Source organism: Micromonospora sp. NPDC049836, from assembly GCF_044465125.1.
Lineage (GTDB): Bacteria > Actinomycetota > Actinomycetes > Mycobacteriales > Micromonosporaceae > Micromonospora.
On record NZ_JBITLH010000010.1, the window covers coordinates 195813 to 213072 of the forward strand.

Genomic DNA, 17260 nt, shown 5'->3' on the forward strand with positions numbered 1-17260 from the left:
GCGGTCAGTCGACCGGCCAGGTGTGCACGGGCTCGTTGCTGCGCTGGAGTTCGGCGTACCGGGTCAGCATGTGGTGCAGCGCGGCGTCCCGGTCCATGCCCCGGTGCCGCTCGGCCGCCCAGACCGCCTCGGTCTGCCAGACCGCCCCGTTGCGGCCGGTACGGCAGCGCTGCTCGATGACGTCGAGCAGGCGGTCCCGCTCGGCCGGGGCGACGCCGAACCGGTCCAGGCCCAGCGCGGCCGTGGGCAGCAGCACGTCGAGCACCAGCTTGGTCACCGGCACCTCGCCGAGGCGGGGCCAGTGCAGCACGGCGTCCATGCCGCGCCGCGCGGCGGCGTGGAAGTTCTCCTCGGCCGAGGAGAAGGTGAGCTGGCTCCAGATGGGCCGGTCCGCCTCGGCCAGGCCACGGGCCAGCCCGAAGTAGAAGGCCGCGTTGGCCAGCATGTCCACCACGGTCGGCCCGGCGGGCAGCACCCGGTTCTCCACCCGCAGGTGCGGCCGGCCGTTCATGATGTCGTAGACCGGGCGGTTCCAGCGGTAGACGGTACCGTTGTGCAGCCGCAACTCGGCCAGCTCCGGCACGCCTCCGGCGTGCAGCACCTCCACCGGGTCCTCGTCCTCGACGATCGGCAGCAGCGGCGGGAAGTAGCGGACGTTCTCCTCGAAGAGGTCGAAGATCGAGGTGATCCACCGCTCCCCGAACCACACCCGGGGCCGTACGCCCTGGGCCTTGAGCTCGTCCGGGCGGGTGTCGGTGGCCTGCTCGAAGAGGGCGATCCTGGTCTCCGCCCAGAGCTGGCGGCCGTAGAGGAAGGGCGAGTTCGCGCCGACCGCCACCTGCACCCCGGCGATGGCCTGGGAGGCGTTCCAGTAGTCGGCGAAGCTGTCCGGCGCGACCTGGAGGTGGAACTGGAGGCTGGTGCAGGCGGCCTCGGGGGCGATCGAGTCGGTGTGCGTCCGGAGCCGTTCCACGCCCCGGATGTCCAGCTCGATGTCCTCGCCCCGGGCGCCGACGATCTGGTCGTTGAGCACCCGGTAGCGCTCGTTCGTGGAGAGGTTGTCGGCGACCAGGTGGCGCTCGGTGAGGGTGGGCAGGATGCCGACCATCACGATCTTGGCATCGGACTTGGCGGCCCGTTCGTCGGCGCGGCTGAGGCTGCTGCGCAGGTCCTGCTCGTAGTCGGCGAAGCCGTTGCCCTCGATCAGTCGGGGTGAGGCGTTCAGCTCGAGGTTGAACTGGCCCAGCTCGGTCTGGAAGAGCGGGTCGGCGATGTCGGCGAGGATCTGGTCGTTACGCATGGCCGGTTCGGCCGCGGAGTCGACCAGGTTCAGCTCGATCTCCAGCCCGGTCATCGGGCGGTCGGCGTCGAAGCCGAAGTCGTCCAGCATCAGCGCGAAGACGTCCAGGCACCGCCGGACCTTCTGCCGGTAGCGGACCCGGTCCTCCCGGGAGAAGGCGCCCTGCTCGACGTCTCTGCCCATATGTCCTCCCGGCGCCGGTGCGACGGAACCGTACCGTTCCGCAACGCATTGTGAACCATTCACGTTGAGTCCGTAAGTGCGCCCGGACCGTCGAACACCGGTGGGCGCAGGTCTGCACTCCTACCCAGCCGCCACCCGCCGCACCACCTGGCAACCGGCGAACAACACGTGACAATTCGCACCTGAAGACGAACGGGCCCGCGCCGTCGGGTGACGGCGCGGGCCCGTTCGGGCGTACGGAGGGTCAGGCCTGGCGGACGGCCTCGCCCTCGATCTCGATCTTGATCTTCTTGCCGACCAGGACGCCGCCGGTCTCCAGCGCGACGTTCCAGGTGAGGCCGAACTCCTCGCGGTCGATCTCGGTGGACGCGGAGAAGCCGAAGATGTCCTGCCCGAAGGGGCTGCGGCCGACGCCCTCGAACTCGACCTCGAGGTCGACCGGGCGGGTGACGCCACGGATGGTCAGCTCGCCGGAGAGGACGAACTCGTTGCCGTCCCGGGACTTCACGCCGGTGCTGCGGAACTCCAGGGTCGGGAACTGCTCGACGTCGAGGAACTCGGGGCTGCGCAGGTGCGCGTCCCGGTCCGCCTGGGCGGTGTTGATGCTGGCGGCCTGGATGGTGGCGGTCACCGAGGACTGCATGGGGTCCTCGGCGACGGTGATGGTGGCGGTGGCGTCGGCGAACTCACCGCGTACCTTGCTGACCATCATGTGCCGCGCGACGAACCCGACGCGCTTGTGGGCGACGTCCAGCAGGTAAGTGCCGGCGGCGGGGATGGTGAGGCCCTCCCAGTCGCGGGTAACGGCTTCGGTGCTGCTGGTCATGGTGCGGTCCTCCAGGGGAGATGGTTTAGTAGGCCAACGACTGACTAAGCAACTATAGGCATAGCAATATTCCATGTGTCAAGTACTGCTAGGATGGCTTCGTGGACCAGAACGTTCTCGACGACCCGCGGATCACCGCCATCGGCCTGCTCTTCGAGGCGACCGCCGGGCTGTCGGCCCGGTTCAGCGCCCAGTTCGAGGAGCACGGCCTCTCGGCGGTCGAGTTCGAGGTGCTGATGCGGCTCACCCGCTCACCGGGTCACCAGCTCCGGATGACCGACCTGGCGGCACAGACCTCCCTCTCCACCAGCGGGGTGACCCGGGTGGTCGACCGGATGGAGCGCGACGGGCTGCTCCGCCGCCGGGCCTGCCCGTCCGACCGGCGCAGCTCGTATGCGGTGGTCACCGCCGCGGGCCTGGCCCGGCTGGACCAGACCCTGCCGGGGCACGTGCAGATCATCGAGCAGTGGTTCACCGGCCAGCTCGACCCGGCCGCCCTGGACGCCCTGCTCGACGGGCTGCGGCGGGTCCGTGACGCGGTGCACCCCGGCGCCACCGCGGGCAGCACCGACCCACTCCCCGACGGCGCCGGACACTGCTGACGCCGCACCTCCACCGCGAGGCGCCACCCCTGCCGCGCCGCCGGCCTCACCCGTACCGGCGCGCCGCCGGCATCGCCGGTACGGGTCGCGCCGCCGGCCTCACCCGTACCGGCGCGCCGCCGGCATCGCCGGTACGGGTCGCGCCGCCGGCATCACCTGTACCGGCGCCGCCGGCGGCCGACCGGCGGCCCGGCCAGTTCGGGCCCGGGCGGCGCCCCGAGGGCGAGCGGCGTACCCGCCGGTCACCGGCAGAACCACCGGCAGAACCGGCACAGCTTCGCCGCAAAGGCCGCCAAAATTGCCCAAAAGTCGTCGACGTCCTGGCTACGCTTCCCACGAGCGGGGGCGCACCGGGGGGTGCTGGCGCGAGCGATGAGCGAGGGGCAACATCAGGGGGCTACTTCGCTCGCGCCACCCCCGCTCCCTCGTGTGCTGGCCCTCCCGCCCGGGCAGCTCCGCCCACCGTCCCGCAACCCGTCCCGGGCCATCCGCTGGCCCAGCCGGCGTCAGGCGCGTGGCCGCTGGGCCAGCCGACGTCAGGCGCGTGGCCGCTGGGCCAGCCGACGTCAGGCGCGTGGCCGCTGGGCCAGCCGACGTCAGGCGCGTGGCCGGGCGGCCACCAGGGCGTAGAGCAGCTCCTCCTCGCGGGTGACCAGACTGACCCCGGTCGACCGGCGGGCCCGGTCCAGCCGCTCGAGCACCGCCACGTCCGCCGTGGTCGCCGCAAGACCCACCAGTGCCTCGATCGCGTCGCGCCGGTCCCGCGCCCCGGCAGCCGCGTGCGCGGCCGCGGCGAACCACTCGGCGGCCGCCTCCCGATCACCCCGGCGCAGCGCCAGGTGCCCCTCGATCAACGCGCAGACCGCGTCCTCCGGGCGCCGGGAACGGCCCGACCCGGCCGGGTCGCCGACCGGCCCGCGCTGCCCCGGTGCCCCCCGGAACGGGCGTAGTTCGGCCACCACCGCCAGCGCCTCGTCGGCACGTCCCGCCTCGGCCAGGGCCAGCCCCACCGTGCCGAGCACCCGCCGCCGATGCCCCGGATCGCCCAGCTCCGCCAGCGCCGCCGCCGCCCGGCGCCCCTGCGCCACGGCGTCGACGTACCGGCCCTCCAGCCGGGTCACCTCGGCGAGGTCGGCCCGGACCAGCACCCGGAGCCGCTGCTCGCCGCACTCGGCGGCCAACCGGTCCACCGCGGCCAGCCGACGCCGCGCCCCGGACAGGTCCCCCACCCGGAGGTCGTGCCAGGTCAGGTGGTGGTGGGCGACCGCCATCTCACGTACCCGGCCGTGCCGGGAGGCCAGGTCGAGCACGGCTTCACCCTGGGCCCGGGCCTCGTCGTGCGCCCCGGCGGCGGGCAGCAGCGTGCAGAGCACCGAACGGGCGGACAGCTCGCCGGTCACCTCGCCCTCCGCCTGGAAGATGGCCAGCGCCGCGCGCGCCGCGGGCAACTCCTCCAGCTCGGCGGCGTGCTCGGCGGCCAGCCGCGCCGCGCCGGTCATCGCCCAGGCGCGCAGCAGCGGGCGGGCGTCGGCGGTCCGCGGGTCGGCCAGCAGCCGGCGCAGCCAGCGGCGGCCGGAGACGTCCCGCCCGCGCAGTCGCCACCAGCGGGGCAGCGCCGCCGCCAGCCGCAGCGCGGTCAGCGGATCGTGCTCGGCGGCGTGCCCGAGCGCGGCGATGATGTCGCTGGTCACCTCGTCGAGCCGGCGTACCGTGCCGGTGAGGTCCGCGCCGACCAGCTCCGGCGCGGTCCGCAGCACCAGCCCGGTGATCACCAGCGCGTGCCGGTGCCGGATCGCGGCCAGCTCGCCCTCGCCGGCCGCCTGCTCGGTGGCGAAGTCACGGACCGCGTCGAGCAGGCGGAACCGGAACGGCCCGGTGCCCCGGATGCTGAGCAGGCCGAGTTCGCGCAGCCGGTCGAGGAGCGGCAGGGCGTCGTGCCGCGGGCCGCCGTCGGCCAGCAGTTCCTCGCCCAACTCCACCGACCACCGGTTGCGGAACGCGGCGAGCCGGCGCAGCGCCGCGCGCTCCTCCGGCGCGAGCAGCCGGTAGCTGGTCGCCACCGCCTCGCGCAGGGTCACCGGTTCGGCCGCCCGGGCGGCGGGCTCCCAGCCGGGGCGGCCGCCGGTGGCCAGGTCGAGGACGCGGTCGCCGTACCGGTCGAGCAGCTCGGTGACGTCGAGGATCCGGCCCCGGGCGGCCATCAGCTCGATGGCCAGCGGCAGACCACCGAGCCGGCGGACCAGCGCGGCGAGCGCCGGTAGCTCGGCCGGGGTCGGCGGCTCGGGCCGGGCCTGGGCCAGCCGGGCGGCGAAGAGCGCCGTGGCCGGCCACCGGGCCAGCTCGGCCGGGTCGGCGGGGGTCACCCCGGCCGGCGGTACGTCCAGCGGCGCGACGGGGCGGACCAGCTCGCCGGGGAGGCCTGCCGGACGCCGGCCGGTGATCAGCACCCGCAGCGTCGGCGCGGCGGCGAGCAGCACGCGCAGCGCCTCGGCGACCGCCTCGGGTGCCCGTTCCACCGCGTCCACCAGCAGCAGCGCCGGTCGATCGGCGAGCCGGCAGGCGAGGTCGGCCGGCCGGTTGACGCCGAGCACCGCGAGCGCGGCGGCGAGCACGTCGCCCGCCTCGGATCCCTCGCCGACCAGCACCCCGGCGACGCCGCCCGGATGGTCGGCGGCCGCCGCGTACGCGACGCTGAGCGCGAGCGCGCTCTTGCCGACCCCGGCCAGCCCCACCAGGCTCACCACGGCACGGTCCGCGGCGAGCAGGGCGGCCACCTCGGCGACGTCCCGGTCCCGGCCGATCAGGGTGACCGGCTGGGGCAGCGCGATCGGCGTACCGGTGCCGGTGGTCGTGGCGCCGGTGACGGCGAGCTGCCGGGCGGCCGGGAGTGACGCGACGGGGGCATCGGGGTCGCCGGCCGGGTCGGGCCCGCCGGGCGGCGCCGGCCGGGCCGCGGCCAGGACGGCCCGCCGGGCGTCGCCGGTCAGGCCGAGCGCGTCGGCGAGCAGATCGATGGTGGTGCGCTGGGGCCGGGCCGAGCGACCCCGCTCGAGATCGCGGACGGTACGCACCCCGATGCCCGCCCGGGCGGCCAGCTCCGCCTGGGTGAGGCCGGCGGCCAGCCGGTGCCCACGCAGCAGTTCGGACAGCCGGAGGCGACCATCCGGGCGCGAACGATCATGACCGGGCGTCATGGTCACGAAGAGTACGGATCGGGTGCGACCGCCCACAGCCCATCGTCGGCCAGCCGACGTTCGGCCGCCGATATCCGACAGGCGGACGACCGGGCCGGCCCTGTCCCGGGCCTGGCCGGCCTCCTCAGATGCCCAGGTCGCGGGCGATGATCATGCGCTGCACCTCGCTGGTGCCCTCGCCGATCTCCAGGATCTTCGAGTCCCGCCAGAAGCGGGCCACCGGGTACTCGTTCATGAAGCCGTAGCCGCCGTGGATCTGGGTGGCCTCGCGGGCGTTGTCCACCGCGATGGTGCTGGCGTGCAGCTTGGCGATCGCCGCCTGCCGCTTGAACGGCTCGCCGGCCAGCATCCGGGCGGCCGCGTCGTAGTACGCCAGCCGGGCGGTGTGCGCCTTCAGCTCCATGTCGGCGATCTTGAACTGGATCGCCTGGTAGTTGCCGATCGGCTGGCCGAACGCCTCGCGCTCCTTGGCGTACTTGATCGACTCGTCGACGCAGCCCTGGGCGAGGCCCACGGCGAGCGCGGCGATGGCGATCCGCCCCTCGTCGAGGATGCGCAGGAACTGGGCGAAGCCCCGGCCGCGCTGGCCGAGCAGGTTCCGCGCCGGCACCCGGCAGTCGTCGAAGGTCAGCTCGTGGGTGTCCGAGGCGGTCCAGCCGACCTTGGAGTAGCCGGGCGCCACCGTGAAGCCCGGCGTGCCGGACGGGACGATGATGGTGGACAGCTCCTTGCTGCCGTCCGGCTTCGTCCCGGTGACGGCGGTGACGGTGACCAGCGCCGTGATGTCGGTACCGGAGTTGGTGATGAACGCCTTCGAACCGTTGATCACCCACTCGTCCGTCGCCTCGTCCAGCACCGCCCGGGTCTGGGTGCCACCGGCGTCCGAGCCGGTGCCCGGCTCGGTCAGCCCGAAGCCCGCGACCGCCTCGCCGCTGAGCAGCTTCGGCAGCCACTGCGCCCGCTGCTCGTCCGTGCCGAACCGGTAGATCGGCATCGCGCCGAGGGAGACCGCCGCCTCCAGGGTGATCGCCACGCTGGAGTCGACCCGGGCCAGCTCCTCCAGGGCCAGGCAGAGCGCGAAGTAGTCGCCGCCCATGCCGCCGTGCTGCTCCGGGAAGGGGAGCCCGAACAGGCCCATCTTGCCCATCTGGCGGATGATCTCGTACGGGAAGGTGTGCTGCTCGTAGTGCTCGGCGATGGCCGGTGCGACCACCTCGCGGGCGAATTCCCGCACAGTCTCCCGCAGCGCCTCTTGTTCCTCGCTGAGCCGGAAGTCCATCTGATCCTCCTGGGTGACTGGTCCGCCCGGCGCTCGTGGCGCCCGGCCGGATCGTGTTGCGGGGTCGGTCAGACCGGGGTGACGCCGTGCCGGCGCCGGGAGAAGTGCCGCTCCTTGCCGCGTGCCGCGGCGAACCGGCGGACCAGTTCGGCGCGCAGCTCGTGCGGCTCGACGATCGCGTCGACCACCAGTTCGCTGGCGAGCCGGACGATGTCGATGTCCCGCTCGTACTCCTCGCGCTTCGCGGCCACGAACGCGGCCCGCTCGGCCTCGTCCTCGATCGCCGCGATCTTGTTGGCGTAGACGGCGTTGACGGCCGCCTCCGCGCCCATCACCGCGATCTTCGCGGTGGGCAGCGCGATCGTGGCGTCCGGCTCGAAGCCGGGGCCGGCCATCGCGTAGAGGCCGGCGCCGTACGCCTTGCGGACCACCACACAGATCTTGGGTACGGTCGCCTCGGAGATCGCCGTGATCATCTTGGCGCCGTGCCGGATGATGCCCTGCTTCTCCACCGCGCTGCCGACCATGAAGCCGGGCACGTCGGACAGGAAGAGCAGCGGCACGTTGAACGCGTCGCAGAGCTGGACGAACCGGGTCGCCTTGTCGGCCGAGTCGACGAAGAGCACCCCGCCCTTGAACATCGAGTTGTTGCCGACCACGCCGACGACCTCGCCGCCCAGGCGGCCGAAGCCGATGGTCAGCTCCTTGGCCCAGAGCGCCTGGATCTCGAAGAAGCTGCCCTCGTCGAGCAGGCCCTTGACGTACCGGCGCATGTCGAAGGCCTGCCGCTCGCTGGCCGGGACCAGCGCGGCCAGGTCGGCCTTCTCCGGCGCGGCCACGGCCTCGGCGGCCGGCGGCTCCTGCTGCCAGTTCGACGGCAGGTAGGACAGGTAGGTCCGCACCACGTCGAGCGCGTCGTTCTCGGTCTTGCAGAGGAAGTGCCCGACGCCGGACTCGGCGCAGTGCACCTTCGCGCCGCCCATCGCCTCCAGCGTGGTCTTCTCGCCGGTGACCATCTCGACCATCCGGTCCGAGCCGAGGTACATGCTGGCGTTGCCGTCCACCATGGCCACCACGTCACAGAACGCCGGGATGTACGCCCCGCCCGCCGCGCTCGGCCCGAACAGCGCGCAGACCTGCGGGATCGAGCCGGAGGCGCGGACCTGGTTCCAGAAGATCTTCCCGGCGCCGCGCCGCCCGGGGAACAGGTCGACCTGGTCGGTGATCCGGGCGCCGGCCGAGTCGACCAGGTAGACCATCGGTACGCCGGTGGAGTAGGCCCGCTCGATGATCCGGATGATCTTCTCGACGGTCCGCGCGCCCCAACTGCCGGCCTTGACCGTGGAGTCGTTGGCCATCAGGCAGACCGGCCGGCCGTCGATGGTCGCCGTGCCGGTGACCACGCCGTCGGCGGGCAGCCCGTCGGCCAGCGCGTTGGCGTAGAGGCCGTCCTCGACGAACGAGCCCTCGTCGACCAGGTACGCGACCCGCTCGCGGGCGAAGAGCTTGCCCTTGGTGGCGTTGGCCGCGTGGTACTTGTCCGCGCCGCCGGCCTTGGCGCGCTTGCGCAGCTGCTCCAGTGCCTCACCGTCAAGCGTCACGCCGACTCCCGTTGCCACCGCGCCCGCACAGGGCGCCCACCGACCTGAACGATCGTTAGGCTACCCCACCCGCCCCCACCCCGGCACCCCACCACCCCCGCCCCTGCTCACCCCTGTGCGAGGAGTTTGCGTCCCTGGGCGGGCGGATCAGGAGCCAACTCCTTGATCAACCGGGTGGAGGCGGGCGGTCAGGTGGGCAGGGGGGTCAGGCGGGTGCGGGGGCCGGCGCGGAGGACGCCGGAGGGGAGCTTCTTGCCGACCAGGTGCTCGGCCAGCTCGGCGGCCTCGATCAGGGCGTCCAGGTCGATGCCGGTGTCGATGCCCATGTCGTGCAGCATGTGCACCGCCTCCTCGGTGGCCAGGTTGCCGCTGGCGCCCGGGGCGTACGGGCAGCCGCCGAGGCCACCGACGCTGGCGTCGAACTCGGTGATGCCCAGCTCCATCGCGGTGAGCATGTTCGCCAGGGCGGTGCCCCGGGTGTTGTGGAAGTGCAGCAGCACCGGCAACTGGGCGTTCCGGTCCCGGACCGCGGTGACCAGTTCGCGGACGCGCCGGGGCGTACCCATGCCCGTGGTGTCGCCGAAGGCGACGCGGTCCGCGCCGTCGCGGGCGACCCGGTCGACGATGCCCGCCACCCGCCGCGGGTCGATGTCCCCCTCGTACGGGCAGCCGAAGCTGGTCGCCACGATCACCTCGGCCCGCGCCCCGGCACCGTGCAGCAGGTCGATCAGCTCGGCGATGTCGTCCAGCGACTCCTCCGTCGAGCGGTTGACGTTGCGCCGGTTGTGCGTGTCGCTGGCCGAGACCACCACCTCGATCTCGGTGAACCCGGCCGCCAGGGCCCGCTGCGCGCCCCGGGTGTTCGGGACCAGCGCCGAGTAGCGCACCCCGTCGACCTTCGTGGCCCGCTGCCACACCTCGTCGGCGTCGGCCATCTGCGGGATCGCCTTCGGGTGCACGAACGAGACCGCCTCGATCCGCCCGACCCCGGTGCGGGACAGCGCGTCGAGCAGCCGCACCTTCGCGTCGGTCGGGACCGGGTCCTCGTTCTGCAACCCGTCACGCGGTCCGACCTCGCGGATCGACACGAACTCCGGTAGCTGGCTCATCGGGTCACCTCACTGTGACGTCGGTCCGGCATGCTCCGCCCTGTGCCCTACAGGTAAGCAGAGCAGCGGCGGTGGATGCCAATCTCCCCGTCGGCGGTACCGGGCGACATCCGGCAGAACAATCCCGCCCACCCGTGCAACCGATCGGGCTTCGCGTGTGCACCTATCCGTGAAGGGAGCGGGATGCGAAGCGACGACGACGAGGGCCGGCGCCAGTTCAGCGACTACTTCGCTGCCCGGCGTGAGGTGGTCCGGCGTACCGCCTACCTGATGTGCGGGGACTGGCACTGGGCGGACGACCTCGCCCAGGCCGCCTTCATCCGGGTCGCCGCGAGCTGGCACCGGATCCGCGACCCGGAGGCCCTCGACGCGTTCGTCCGGACCTGCCTGGTGCGGACCTACCTGTCCGAGACCCGGCGGGTGTGGCGACGCCGCGAGCGCAGCGTCGCGGAGACGCCGGACCTGGCCGGTCCCGACGACGACGCGGAGGCGGCGACCCGCCGGATGGTCTTCGCCCAGGCGCTGCGCCACGTGCCACCCCGCCAACGGGTGACCCTGATCTGTCGGTTCTACCAGGGCCTGGACGTGGCCGAGACGGCCGCGGCGCTGGGCTGCTCGGAGGGCACGGTCAAGAGCCAGACGGCGCGCGGTCTCGCCGCGCTGCGCCAGATCCTGGGCGACGCCGTGCCCGCCCTCGCCGGCGCTACGGAGGGAACGCCATGACCGGACTGCGTGAGTTGTTCGAGGAGGCGGCCGGCTCGGCACCGCCGAGCCGGCTGCTGGCGGACGAGGTGTACACCGCGGGTCGCCGCCGGTGGCGCCGCCGGCGACTGGCGGTGGCCGCTCTCCCGGCGGTCGCGGCGACCGCCGTACTGGCCGCGTCGCTGCTGGCCACGCCCCGGCCCGCCGGCGACGAACCGCCGGTGGCGGGCGGTGCCGGCGCGCCGGCGAGCGCCGGCGAGCGCCCCGGGCAGCGGTTGCAGTGGGTCGACACCGCCGACGCGCGGCACCTCTACCTGCTGTCGACCTGCACCACGCCGGGCACCTGCGACAAGTCCCTCGCCCACCTGAGCGGGTCCGATGACGGCGGCCGCAGCTGGACCGACCGGGGCACGCCGACAGGGCTCGGCCCGATGGCGGTGCTCGGCCCCGATGTCCTGATCACGGCCGCACCGCCCGATCAGCCGGGAGCGACCGGCACCAGCCTGATGATCAGCACGGACGGCGGTCGGCACTGGCGCCGGGCGCAGGAGTCGCCCCCGGTGGGCGCGGTGCCGGACGGTGGTACGGCGATCTGCTGGCCGGAGACGGCCGGAGCGTCCTGCACCGTGCAGGTGGTGGAACCGGAGTCGTACCGGGTCGCACCCCTGTCCCAGCAACCAGCCCTGCTGGTGCAGCCGGACGGCCTGCGGATCGACGGGCGGTCCGGCCGGCTCTGGATACCGGGACGCGAGCCGGCGACCGGCCGGCCCGCGGTCGCGGTGAGCGCGGATGCCGGCCGCACCTGGGCCAGCCACGTCTTCCGGGACGCGCCGTCCTGCCCGGACGCCGGCTGTCAGCCGCTGTCGCTCGCGGTGGACGGCGGCGGAAAGCGGGTGTACGCCGTCGCCGCCGGCGAGCGCGCCGTGGCGGTCTATCGCCTCACCGGCGGTACCACCGGCGACGGCTGGCAGCGGCTCACCGACACCGATGAGATCCCGCCCGGGACGAACGGGTACGGGTCGTTCGTCGCCGCCGACGGCAGCCACGTGCTCTTCCAGCCCGACGACCGGCACACCTTCGGCTACCGCTACTGGGCGGCTCGCGGCGGCGGCGCGTACCGGTCGGTCGAGCTGGCCGGCCTGCCGGCCACGGCCGGCCCGGTCCGGCGTACCCGGGACGGCCGGTTCTACGCGATCGACGGCCCCGCCAACGTGCTGTACGGGTCCACCGACGGCTGGCACTGGTCGCCGATCACCGACCGCTGAGGACCTTCCACCCCGAACGTCGACGTGCCGCCATGACGCGCGTCCTCCTCGCACCCGATATGAGAGGGAAACAAATGATCTATCACGATCGGCTCCGCCGGCGCCGGCCGTTCGCCGGCGGTCTCGGCACCGCCGCGCTGCTCCTGGCACTCGCCGGGTGCGGCGGAGACGGCGCGGCGCCGCAGGTGGCCACCGCCGGCACCCCCGGCGCCCAGCCCGCGCAGTCGGCCAGCCCGGGCGGCGGGGCCGTCGCCCGGTACGTCGAGGCGCAACGCCAGTGGGTCGGGTGTCTGCGGGAACAGGGCTTCGACCTGCCGGATCCGGACGCCAAGGGCTTCGTCGACCTGCGTGCGCCCGGTGCGCCGAAGAAGGCCGACCCGAAATGGACCGCCGCCCAGCTGGCGTGCGCGAAGTACGCCATGGAGGTTCCGGCGGACCTGGAGGAGAAGGTGGTCTGGACGGCCGAGGAGATCCGGCACCGCCGCGCCTACGCTGGGTGCATGCGGGACAACGGCGTGCCGGACTTCCCCGACCCAGGCCCCGACGGCAACTGGCCGCGGGAGACCGGCGGCGGCCCGATGAGTGACCAGCAGGCGGCGGCCAACTTCCGGGCCGGCCAGATCTGCAATCCGGTCCTCGACGGCAAACCCTCGACCACCCCCGATCCGAACGCCACCGCCAAGGGATGAGCGGACCGATGGACTCGACCGAACCGTCCCCCGGCGGCCCGGCACGGCGGCGGCTGCGGGTCGTGGCGGGGGCCGGGCTGGTGCTCGCGACCCTGGCGGTGACCGGTGCCGCGACCCTCGGCCTCGGCGGGCGCGGCGCGGACCAGCCGGTCGCGCGCCGCACCGGACCGGCCGCGACCGCCACGGTGACCCGGCAGACGCTGGTCAAGACCGTGACGCTGGCCGGCGAGCTGGGGTACGGACCGGCCGCACCGCTCACCTCGGCCGCCGCCGGCACGGTGACCTGGCTGCCCGAGGTCGGCACCACCGTCCGGCGTGGCGAGGCCCTGCTGCGCGCCGACGAGCTGCCGGTGGTGCTGCTCTACGGCTTCCTGCCCATGTACCGGCCGCTGAGCACGGGCGTGCGGGGCTCGGACGTGCGGCAGTTCGAACGGAACCTGGCCGCCCTCGGCTATCGCGGCTTCACGGTGGACGAGGAGTTCTCCGCCAGCACCGCCGGCGCCGTGAAGCGCTGGCAGAAGGACCTTGAGCTTCCGGAGACCGGCGCGGTCGACCGGAGCCGGGTGCTCTACACCCCGGGTCCCGTCCGCATCGCGCAGCGGCTCACCCGGGTGGGCGCGAACGCGACCGGCGACGTGCTGTCGTACACCGGCAACACCCGGATGGTCACGGTGTCCGCGCAGGCCGCGGAGGCCGGGTGGGCGACGAAGGGCACCCGGGTCACGGTGACCCTGCCCACCGGCACCTCGGTGGCCGGGCAGGTCAGCGCGGTCGGGCCGCCCGCACCGGCCGCGCCCGGCGGCCGGGCGGCACCCGACCCGGAGCGTCCCGGCACCGGCGGGGCGGCCGTCCAGGTCACCATCGCCGTCACCGACCAGAAGGCGCTGGGCGGGCTGGCCGGTGCCGGGGTCGACGTCCGGTACGTGGCGCAGGAGCGCAAGAAGGTGCTCACCGTTCCCGTCACCTCGCTGCTGGCCCTCGCCGAGGGCGGCTACGGCGTGGAGGTGACCGATCCGGGCGGCACCCGGATCGTGGCGGTGCAGGTGGGGCTCTTCGCCGACGGGCGGGTCGAGGTGCAGGGCACCGGCCTGACCGAGGGACTGTCGGTGGGAGTGCCCGGATGAGCCGACCGGTCGTCGAACTGTCCGGTGTGTCGCGCAGCTACCCGGGCGGGGTGACCGCCCTGCGTACCGTCGACCTGCGCATCGACCACGGCGAACTCGTCGCCGTCGTCGGCCCCTCCGGGTCCGGCAAGTCCACGATGCTGCACCTGATCGGCACGCTCGACCGCCCGTCGTCGGGCACGGTCCGGATCGACGGACACGACGTCTCGTCGCTCACCGACCGGGAGCTGTCCGCGCTGCGCAGCCGCCGGATCGGCTTCGTGTTCCAGCAGTTCCACCTGGCCGCCGGCGTACCGGTGCTGGACAACGTGGCCGACGGGCTGCTCTACGCCGGCGTACCCCGCCGGCAGCGGCGGCGGCGCGCCGAGTCCGCGCTGGTCCGGGTCGGTCTCGGCCACCGGCTCGGGCACCGGCCGCACGAGCTGTCCGGAGGTGAGCGGCAGCGGGTCGCGATCGCCCGGGCGGTCGTCGGCGAACCCGCGCTCCTGCTCGCCGACGAGCCCACCGGCAACCTCGACTCCGCCTCCGGGGCGTCGGTGCTGGCGCTGCTGCGCGACCTGCACACCCTCGGCACCACTGTCCTGGTCATCACCCACGACCGGCAGCTCGCGGCCGACCTGCCCCGTCAGGTCATGCTGCGCGACGGCCGGGTGGTGCACGACTCCGGCCCGCTGCCGGCGGTGCGGTCGTGACGGGGAGGCTCAGACCCGGCCGGTTGAGCCCCACCGACGTGGCCCGGCTCGGCGCGACCGGCCTGCGGACCCATCCGCTGCGGGTGTTCCTCTCCGCGTTGGGCATCGCCATCGGCATCGCGGCGATGCTGTCGGTGGTGGGCATCTCCACCTCCAGTCGCGCCGAACTGGACCGGACGCTGGACCGGCTCGGCACCAACCTGCTCACCGCGGCTCCCGGCGAGACCCGGACCGGGCAGCAGGCCGTCCTGCCCGCGGAGTCGGTGGCGATGGTCGCCCGGATCCGGCCGGTGGAGTCGGTCAGCGCGATCGCCGCGATCGACCGGTCCGTCTACCGCAACGATCACGTGCCGGCCGGCCAGACGGGCAGCATCGCGGTGTTCGCCGCCCGGTCGGACCTGCTCGGCACCGTCGGCGGCACGGTACACGCCGGTTCCTGGTTCACGGCCGCGACCGCGGCCTTCCCCACGGTGGTGCTGGGCACCACCGCGGCCCGGCGGCTGGACGTGCCGGGGGTGGGATACCGGGTGTGGCTCGGCGGGGAGTGGTTCGTCGTGGTGGGCATCCTGGCGCCCGTACCGCTGGCCGAGGAGTTGGACTCGGCGGCGCTGGTGGGCTGGCCGGCGGCCCAGCGGTACCTGGACTTCGACGGCCGTCCGACCCGGATCTACGTCCGCGCGGTGCAGAGCCAGGTCGCGGCGGTGCGCTCGGTGCTGGGTCGCACCGCCAACCCGCCCGCACCGAACGAGGTGGCGGTGTCCCGCCCCTCCGACGCGCTGGCCGCCCGGCAGGCCACCAGCACCGCGCTCAACGGGTTGCTGCTGGGGCTGGGCGCCGTCGCGCTCCTGGTCGGTGGGGTCGGCGTCGCCAACACCATGGTGATCTCGGTGTTGCAGCGTCGCGCCGAGGTGGGGCTGCGTCGGGCGCTCGGCGCCACCCGGCGGCAGATCCGGATCCAGTTCCTCGCCGAGTCGTTGCTGCTCTCCGCGCTCGGGGGGACCGGTGGCACGCTGCTCGGCATCGGCATCACCGCGCTGTACGCGTACAGCCAGGGCTGGCCCACGGTGGTGCCCGCCTGGGGGATGGCCGGCGGCGTGGCGGCGACCCTGCTGATCGGCGCGGTCGCCGGGCTCTACCCGGCGATCCGGGCGAGCCGGCTGGCACCGACCACGGCGCTCGCCGGGCTGTGACCGACGGGTCAGGTCCCAGCCCGGGGAGCAACCGGGCTGGGACCACGCGGCGGCCCCGGGGCGGCGCCCCGGTCAGCGCATCCGACCGACGATGCCGGTGTCGTAGTCGCCGGAGAGGAACTCGGGGTTCTCCAGCAGTTCGGCGAAGAAGGGCAGGTTGTTCTTCGGGCCGGCGATCTCGAACTGCGCCACCGCGCCCCTGGCCCGCTCCACCGCCTCGTCACGGGTGGCCCCGCTCACGATCAGCTTGGCCATCAGGCTGTCGTAGAACGGGGTGACGGTGTTGCCTGCGACGTAGCCGGAGTCGACCCGGACGCCCGTACCGGACGGCTCGTTCCAGGTGGTGATCGCGCCCGGACCGGGCAGGAACCGCTTCGGGTCCTCCGCGTTGATCCGCAGCTCGATGGCGTGCCCGCGCGGGGCGAGCGCGTCCGGGTCGAAGGTGGGTGCCAGGCCGGCGGCCACCCGCAACTGCTCCTCGACCAGGTCGACGCCGTAGACGTACTCGGTGACCGGGTGCTCGACCTGGAGCCGGGTGTTCATCTCCAGGAAGAAGAACTCCTCGGTGCCGGGACCATCGCCGGTGGTGGGGTCGAGCAGGCACTCCACCGTGCCGGCGTTGCGGTAGCCGACCGCCTCCCCGGCCCGGACCGCCGCGGCGAGGAAACGCTCGCGCAGCTCCGGGGAGACCGCCGGGGACGGGGATTCCTCGACCAGCTTCTGGTTGCGGCGCTGCACCGAGCACTCGCGCTCGCCGAGGGCCACCACCCGGCCGTCGGCCAGGCCGAGGATCTGCACCTCGACGTGGCGTACCCGGGGGAAGTAGCGCTCGATCAGCACCGAGCCGTCGCCGAACATCCGCTCGGCGAACGAGCGGACCTTGTCGTACTCGGTGCGCAGCCCGGCCTCGTCGGTCGCCACGCCCATGCCCATGCCGCCACCGCCGGCGGCGGCCTTGACCATCACCGGGTAGCCGACCTCCGCGGCGGCGGCGACCGCCGCGGCCAGGTCCGCCGCCGGCTCGGTGCTGCCGGGCGCGACCGGCACCCCGGCCGCGGCCATCAGGTTCCGCGCGTTGATCTTGTCGCCCATCGCGCTGATCGCGTCCGCGCCGGGCCCGACCCAGCTCAACCCACTGGCCTCGACGGTACGGGCGAACTCCGCGTTCTCGGACAGGAAGCCGTAGCCGGGGTGGATCGCCTGGGCACCCGTCGACGTCGCGGCGGCGAGGATCGCCTCGACGTTGCGGTAGCTGAGCGCCGGGTTGGCCGGGCCGACGCAGACCGCCTGGTGGGCCTCGGTCACGAAGGGCAGGCCGGCGTCGGCCTCCGAATGCACGGCGATCGTCCGGATCCCGAGCCTTTTCGCGGTACGGATGATCCGGCGCGCGATCTCGCCCCGGTTGGCCACCAACAGCGACTCGAACAAGGAAGGGTCCCCTCTCACGCTTCTTGCATAGCAGGGGCCTCTTCTTAGCACGCGGACGGCGCGCCCGCTTAACGGG

General features: G+C 73.8%; 14 protein-coding genes. 7 read left to right on the forward strand and 7 right to left on the reverse strand.

The features are described 5' to 3' along the window. Positions 1–4 precede the first annotated feature (4 nt). Positions 5–1483, reverse strand: coding sequence for a glutamate--cysteine ligase (locus ACIBPB_RS25370; RefSeq protein ID WP_396841953.1), 1479 nt, complete (start codon positions 1481–1483; stop codon positions 5–7). Between the two features lie 244 nt (positions 1484–1727). Further along, a complete protein-coding gene (locus ACIBPB_RS25375; RefSeq protein ID WP_396841954.1) occupies positions 1728–2309 on the reverse strand; it encodes a YceI family protein in 582 nt (193 codons plus the stop codon). 101 nt (positions 2310–2410) lie between these two features. On the opposite strand from ACIBPB_RS25375, the gene ACIBPB_RS25380 reads away from it, so the two are divergent. Further along, positions 2411–2911, forward strand: coding sequence for a MarR family winged helix-turn-helix transcriptional regulator (locus tag ACIBPB_RS25380; RefSeq protein WP_396841955.1), 501 nt, complete (start codon positions 2411–2413; stop codon positions 2909–2911). A gap of 596 nt (positions 2912–3507) precedes the next feature. On the opposite strand, the gene ACIBPB_RS25385 is transcribed toward ACIBPB_RS25380, so the two are convergent. The 4 genes from ACIBPB_RS25385 to ACIBPB_RS25400 all read right to left on the reverse strand — a co-directional run bounded on the left by ACIBPB_RS25385 (position 3508) and on the right by ACIBPB_RS25400 (position 10094). Next, positions 3508–6105 (reverse strand): ATP-binding protein, encoded by a 2598-nt coding sequence (locus ACIBPB_RS25385; RefSeq protein ID WP_396841956.1) that lies wholly within the window; start codon positions 6103–6105, stop codon positions 3508–3510. 124 nt (positions 6106–6229) lie between these two features. Continuing rightward, complete coding sequence (locus ACIBPB_RS25390) at positions 6230–7384, reverse strand: acyl-CoA dehydrogenase family protein (protein WP_396841957.1); 1155 nt, start codon at positions 7382–7384, stop codon at positions 6230–6232. Positions 7385–7452: 68 nt separating this feature from the next. Continuing rightward, entirely contained in the window at positions 7453–8985 is a 1533-nt protein-coding gene (locus tag ACIBPB_RS25395) for an acyl-CoA carboxylase subunit beta (protein WP_396841958.1), read from the reverse strand. A gap of 188 nt (positions 8986–9173) precedes the next feature. Continuing rightward, positions 9174–10094 carry a hydroxymethylglutaryl-CoA lyase gene (locus tag ACIBPB_RS25400; RefSeq protein WP_396841959.1) on the reverse strand — a complete coding sequence of 307 codons (921 nt, stop codon included), beginning with the start codon at positions 10092–10094 and terminating at the stop codon, positions 9174–9176. Between the two features lie 183 nt (positions 10095–10277). Here ACIBPB_RS25400 and ACIBPB_RS25405 point away from each other — a divergent pair, with 183 nt between their 5' ends. The 6 genes from ACIBPB_RS25405 to ACIBPB_RS25430 all read left to right on the forward strand — a co-directional run bounded on the left by ACIBPB_RS25405 (position 10278) and on the right by ACIBPB_RS25430 (position 15756). Next, positions 10278–10817 carry a SigE family RNA polymerase sigma factor gene (locus ACIBPB_RS25405; protein ID WP_396841960.1) on the forward strand — a complete coding sequence of 180 codons (540 nt, stop codon included), beginning with the start codon at positions 10278–10280 and terminating at the stop codon, positions 10815–10817. Beyond that, positions 10814–12061 carry a hypothetical protein gene (locus ACIBPB_RS25410; RefSeq protein ID WP_396841961.1) on the forward strand — a complete coding sequence of 416 codons (1248 nt, stop codon included), beginning with the start codon at positions 10814–10816 and terminating at the stop codon, positions 12059–12061. The genes ACIBPB_RS25405 and ACIBPB_RS25410 overlap by 4 nt, the downstream gene beginning before the upstream one ends. A 74-nt stretch (positions 12062–12135) precedes the next feature. Continuing rightward, positions 12136–12750 (forward strand): hypothetical protein, encoded by a 615-nt coding sequence (locus tag ACIBPB_RS25415; protein ID WP_396841962.1) that lies wholly within the window; start codon positions 12136–12138, stop codon positions 12748–12750. A gap of 8 nt (positions 12751–12758) precedes the next feature. Next, complete coding sequence (locus tag ACIBPB_RS25420) at positions 12759–13874, forward strand: peptidoglycan-binding protein (protein WP_396841963.1); 1116 nt, start codon at positions 12759–12761, stop codon at positions 13872–13874. After that, positions 13871–14566, forward strand: coding sequence for an ABC transporter ATP-binding protein (locus tag ACIBPB_RS25425; RefSeq protein ID WP_396841964.1), 696 nt, complete (start codon positions 13871–13873; stop codon positions 14564–14566). The genes ACIBPB_RS25420 and ACIBPB_RS25425 overlap by 4 nt, the downstream gene beginning before the upstream one ends. A 23-nt stretch (positions 14567–14589) precedes the next feature. After that, complete coding sequence (locus tag ACIBPB_RS25430) at positions 14590–15756, forward strand: ABC transporter permease (protein WP_396841965.1); 1167 nt, start codon at positions 14590–14592, stop codon at positions 15754–15756. Positions 15757–15828: 72 nt separating this feature from the next. Here ACIBPB_RS25430 and ACIBPB_RS25435 read toward each other — a convergent pair whose 3' ends face one another. Continuing rightward, positions 15829–17184: an acetyl/propionyl/methylcrotonyl-CoA carboxylase subunit alpha gene (locus tag ACIBPB_RS25435; protein ID WP_396842013.1), complete on the reverse strand. Its 1356-nt coding sequence runs from the start codon at positions 17182–17184 to the stop codon at positions 15829–15831. Positions 17185–17260: the final 76 nt, after the last annotated feature.

Bases quoted from the DNA above. Each gene is read 5' to 3' on its own strand.
- ACIBPB_RS25405 (WP_396841960.1), top strand. From the start codon at position 10,278: ATGCGAAGCGACGACGACGAGGGCCGGCGCCAGTTCAGCGACTACTTC.
- ACIBPB_RS25410 (WP_396841961.1), top strand. From the start codon at position 10,814: ATGACCGGACTGCGTGAGTTGTTCGAGGAGGCGGCCGGCTCGGCACCG.
- ACIBPB_RS25415 (WP_396841962.1), top strand. From the start codon at position 12,136: ATGATCTATCACGATCGGCTCCGCCGGCGCCGGCCGTTCGCCGGCGGT.
- ACIBPB_RS25420 (WP_396841963.1), top strand. From the start codon at position 12,759: ATGGACTCGACCGAACCGTCCCCCGGCGGCCCGGCACGGCGGCGGCTG.
- ACIBPB_RS25370 (WP_396841953.1), bottom strand. From the start codon at position 1,483: ATGGGCAGAGACGTCGAGCAGGGCGCCTTCTCCCGGGAGGACCGGGTC.
- ACIBPB_RS25390 (WP_396841957.1), bottom strand. From the start codon at position 7,384: ATGGACTTCCGGCTCAGCGAGGAACAAGAGGCGCTGCGGGAGACTGTG.
- ACIBPB_RS25385 (WP_396841956.1), bottom strand. From the start codon at position 6,105: ATGACGCCCGGTCATGATCGTTCGCGCCCGGATGGTCGCCTCCGGCTG.
- ACIBPB_RS25375 (WP_396841954.1), bottom strand. From the start codon at position 2,309: ATGACCAGCAGCACCGAAGCCGTTACCCGCGACTGGGAGGGCCTCACC.
- ACIBPB_RS25425 (WP_396841964.1), top strand. From the start codon at position 13,871: ATGAGCCGACCGGTCGTCGAACTGTCCGGTGTGTCGCGCAGCTACCCG.
- ACIBPB_RS25400 (WP_396841959.1), bottom strand. From the start codon at position 10,094: ATGAGCCAGCTACCGGAGTTCGTGTCGATCCGCGAGGTCGGACCGCGT.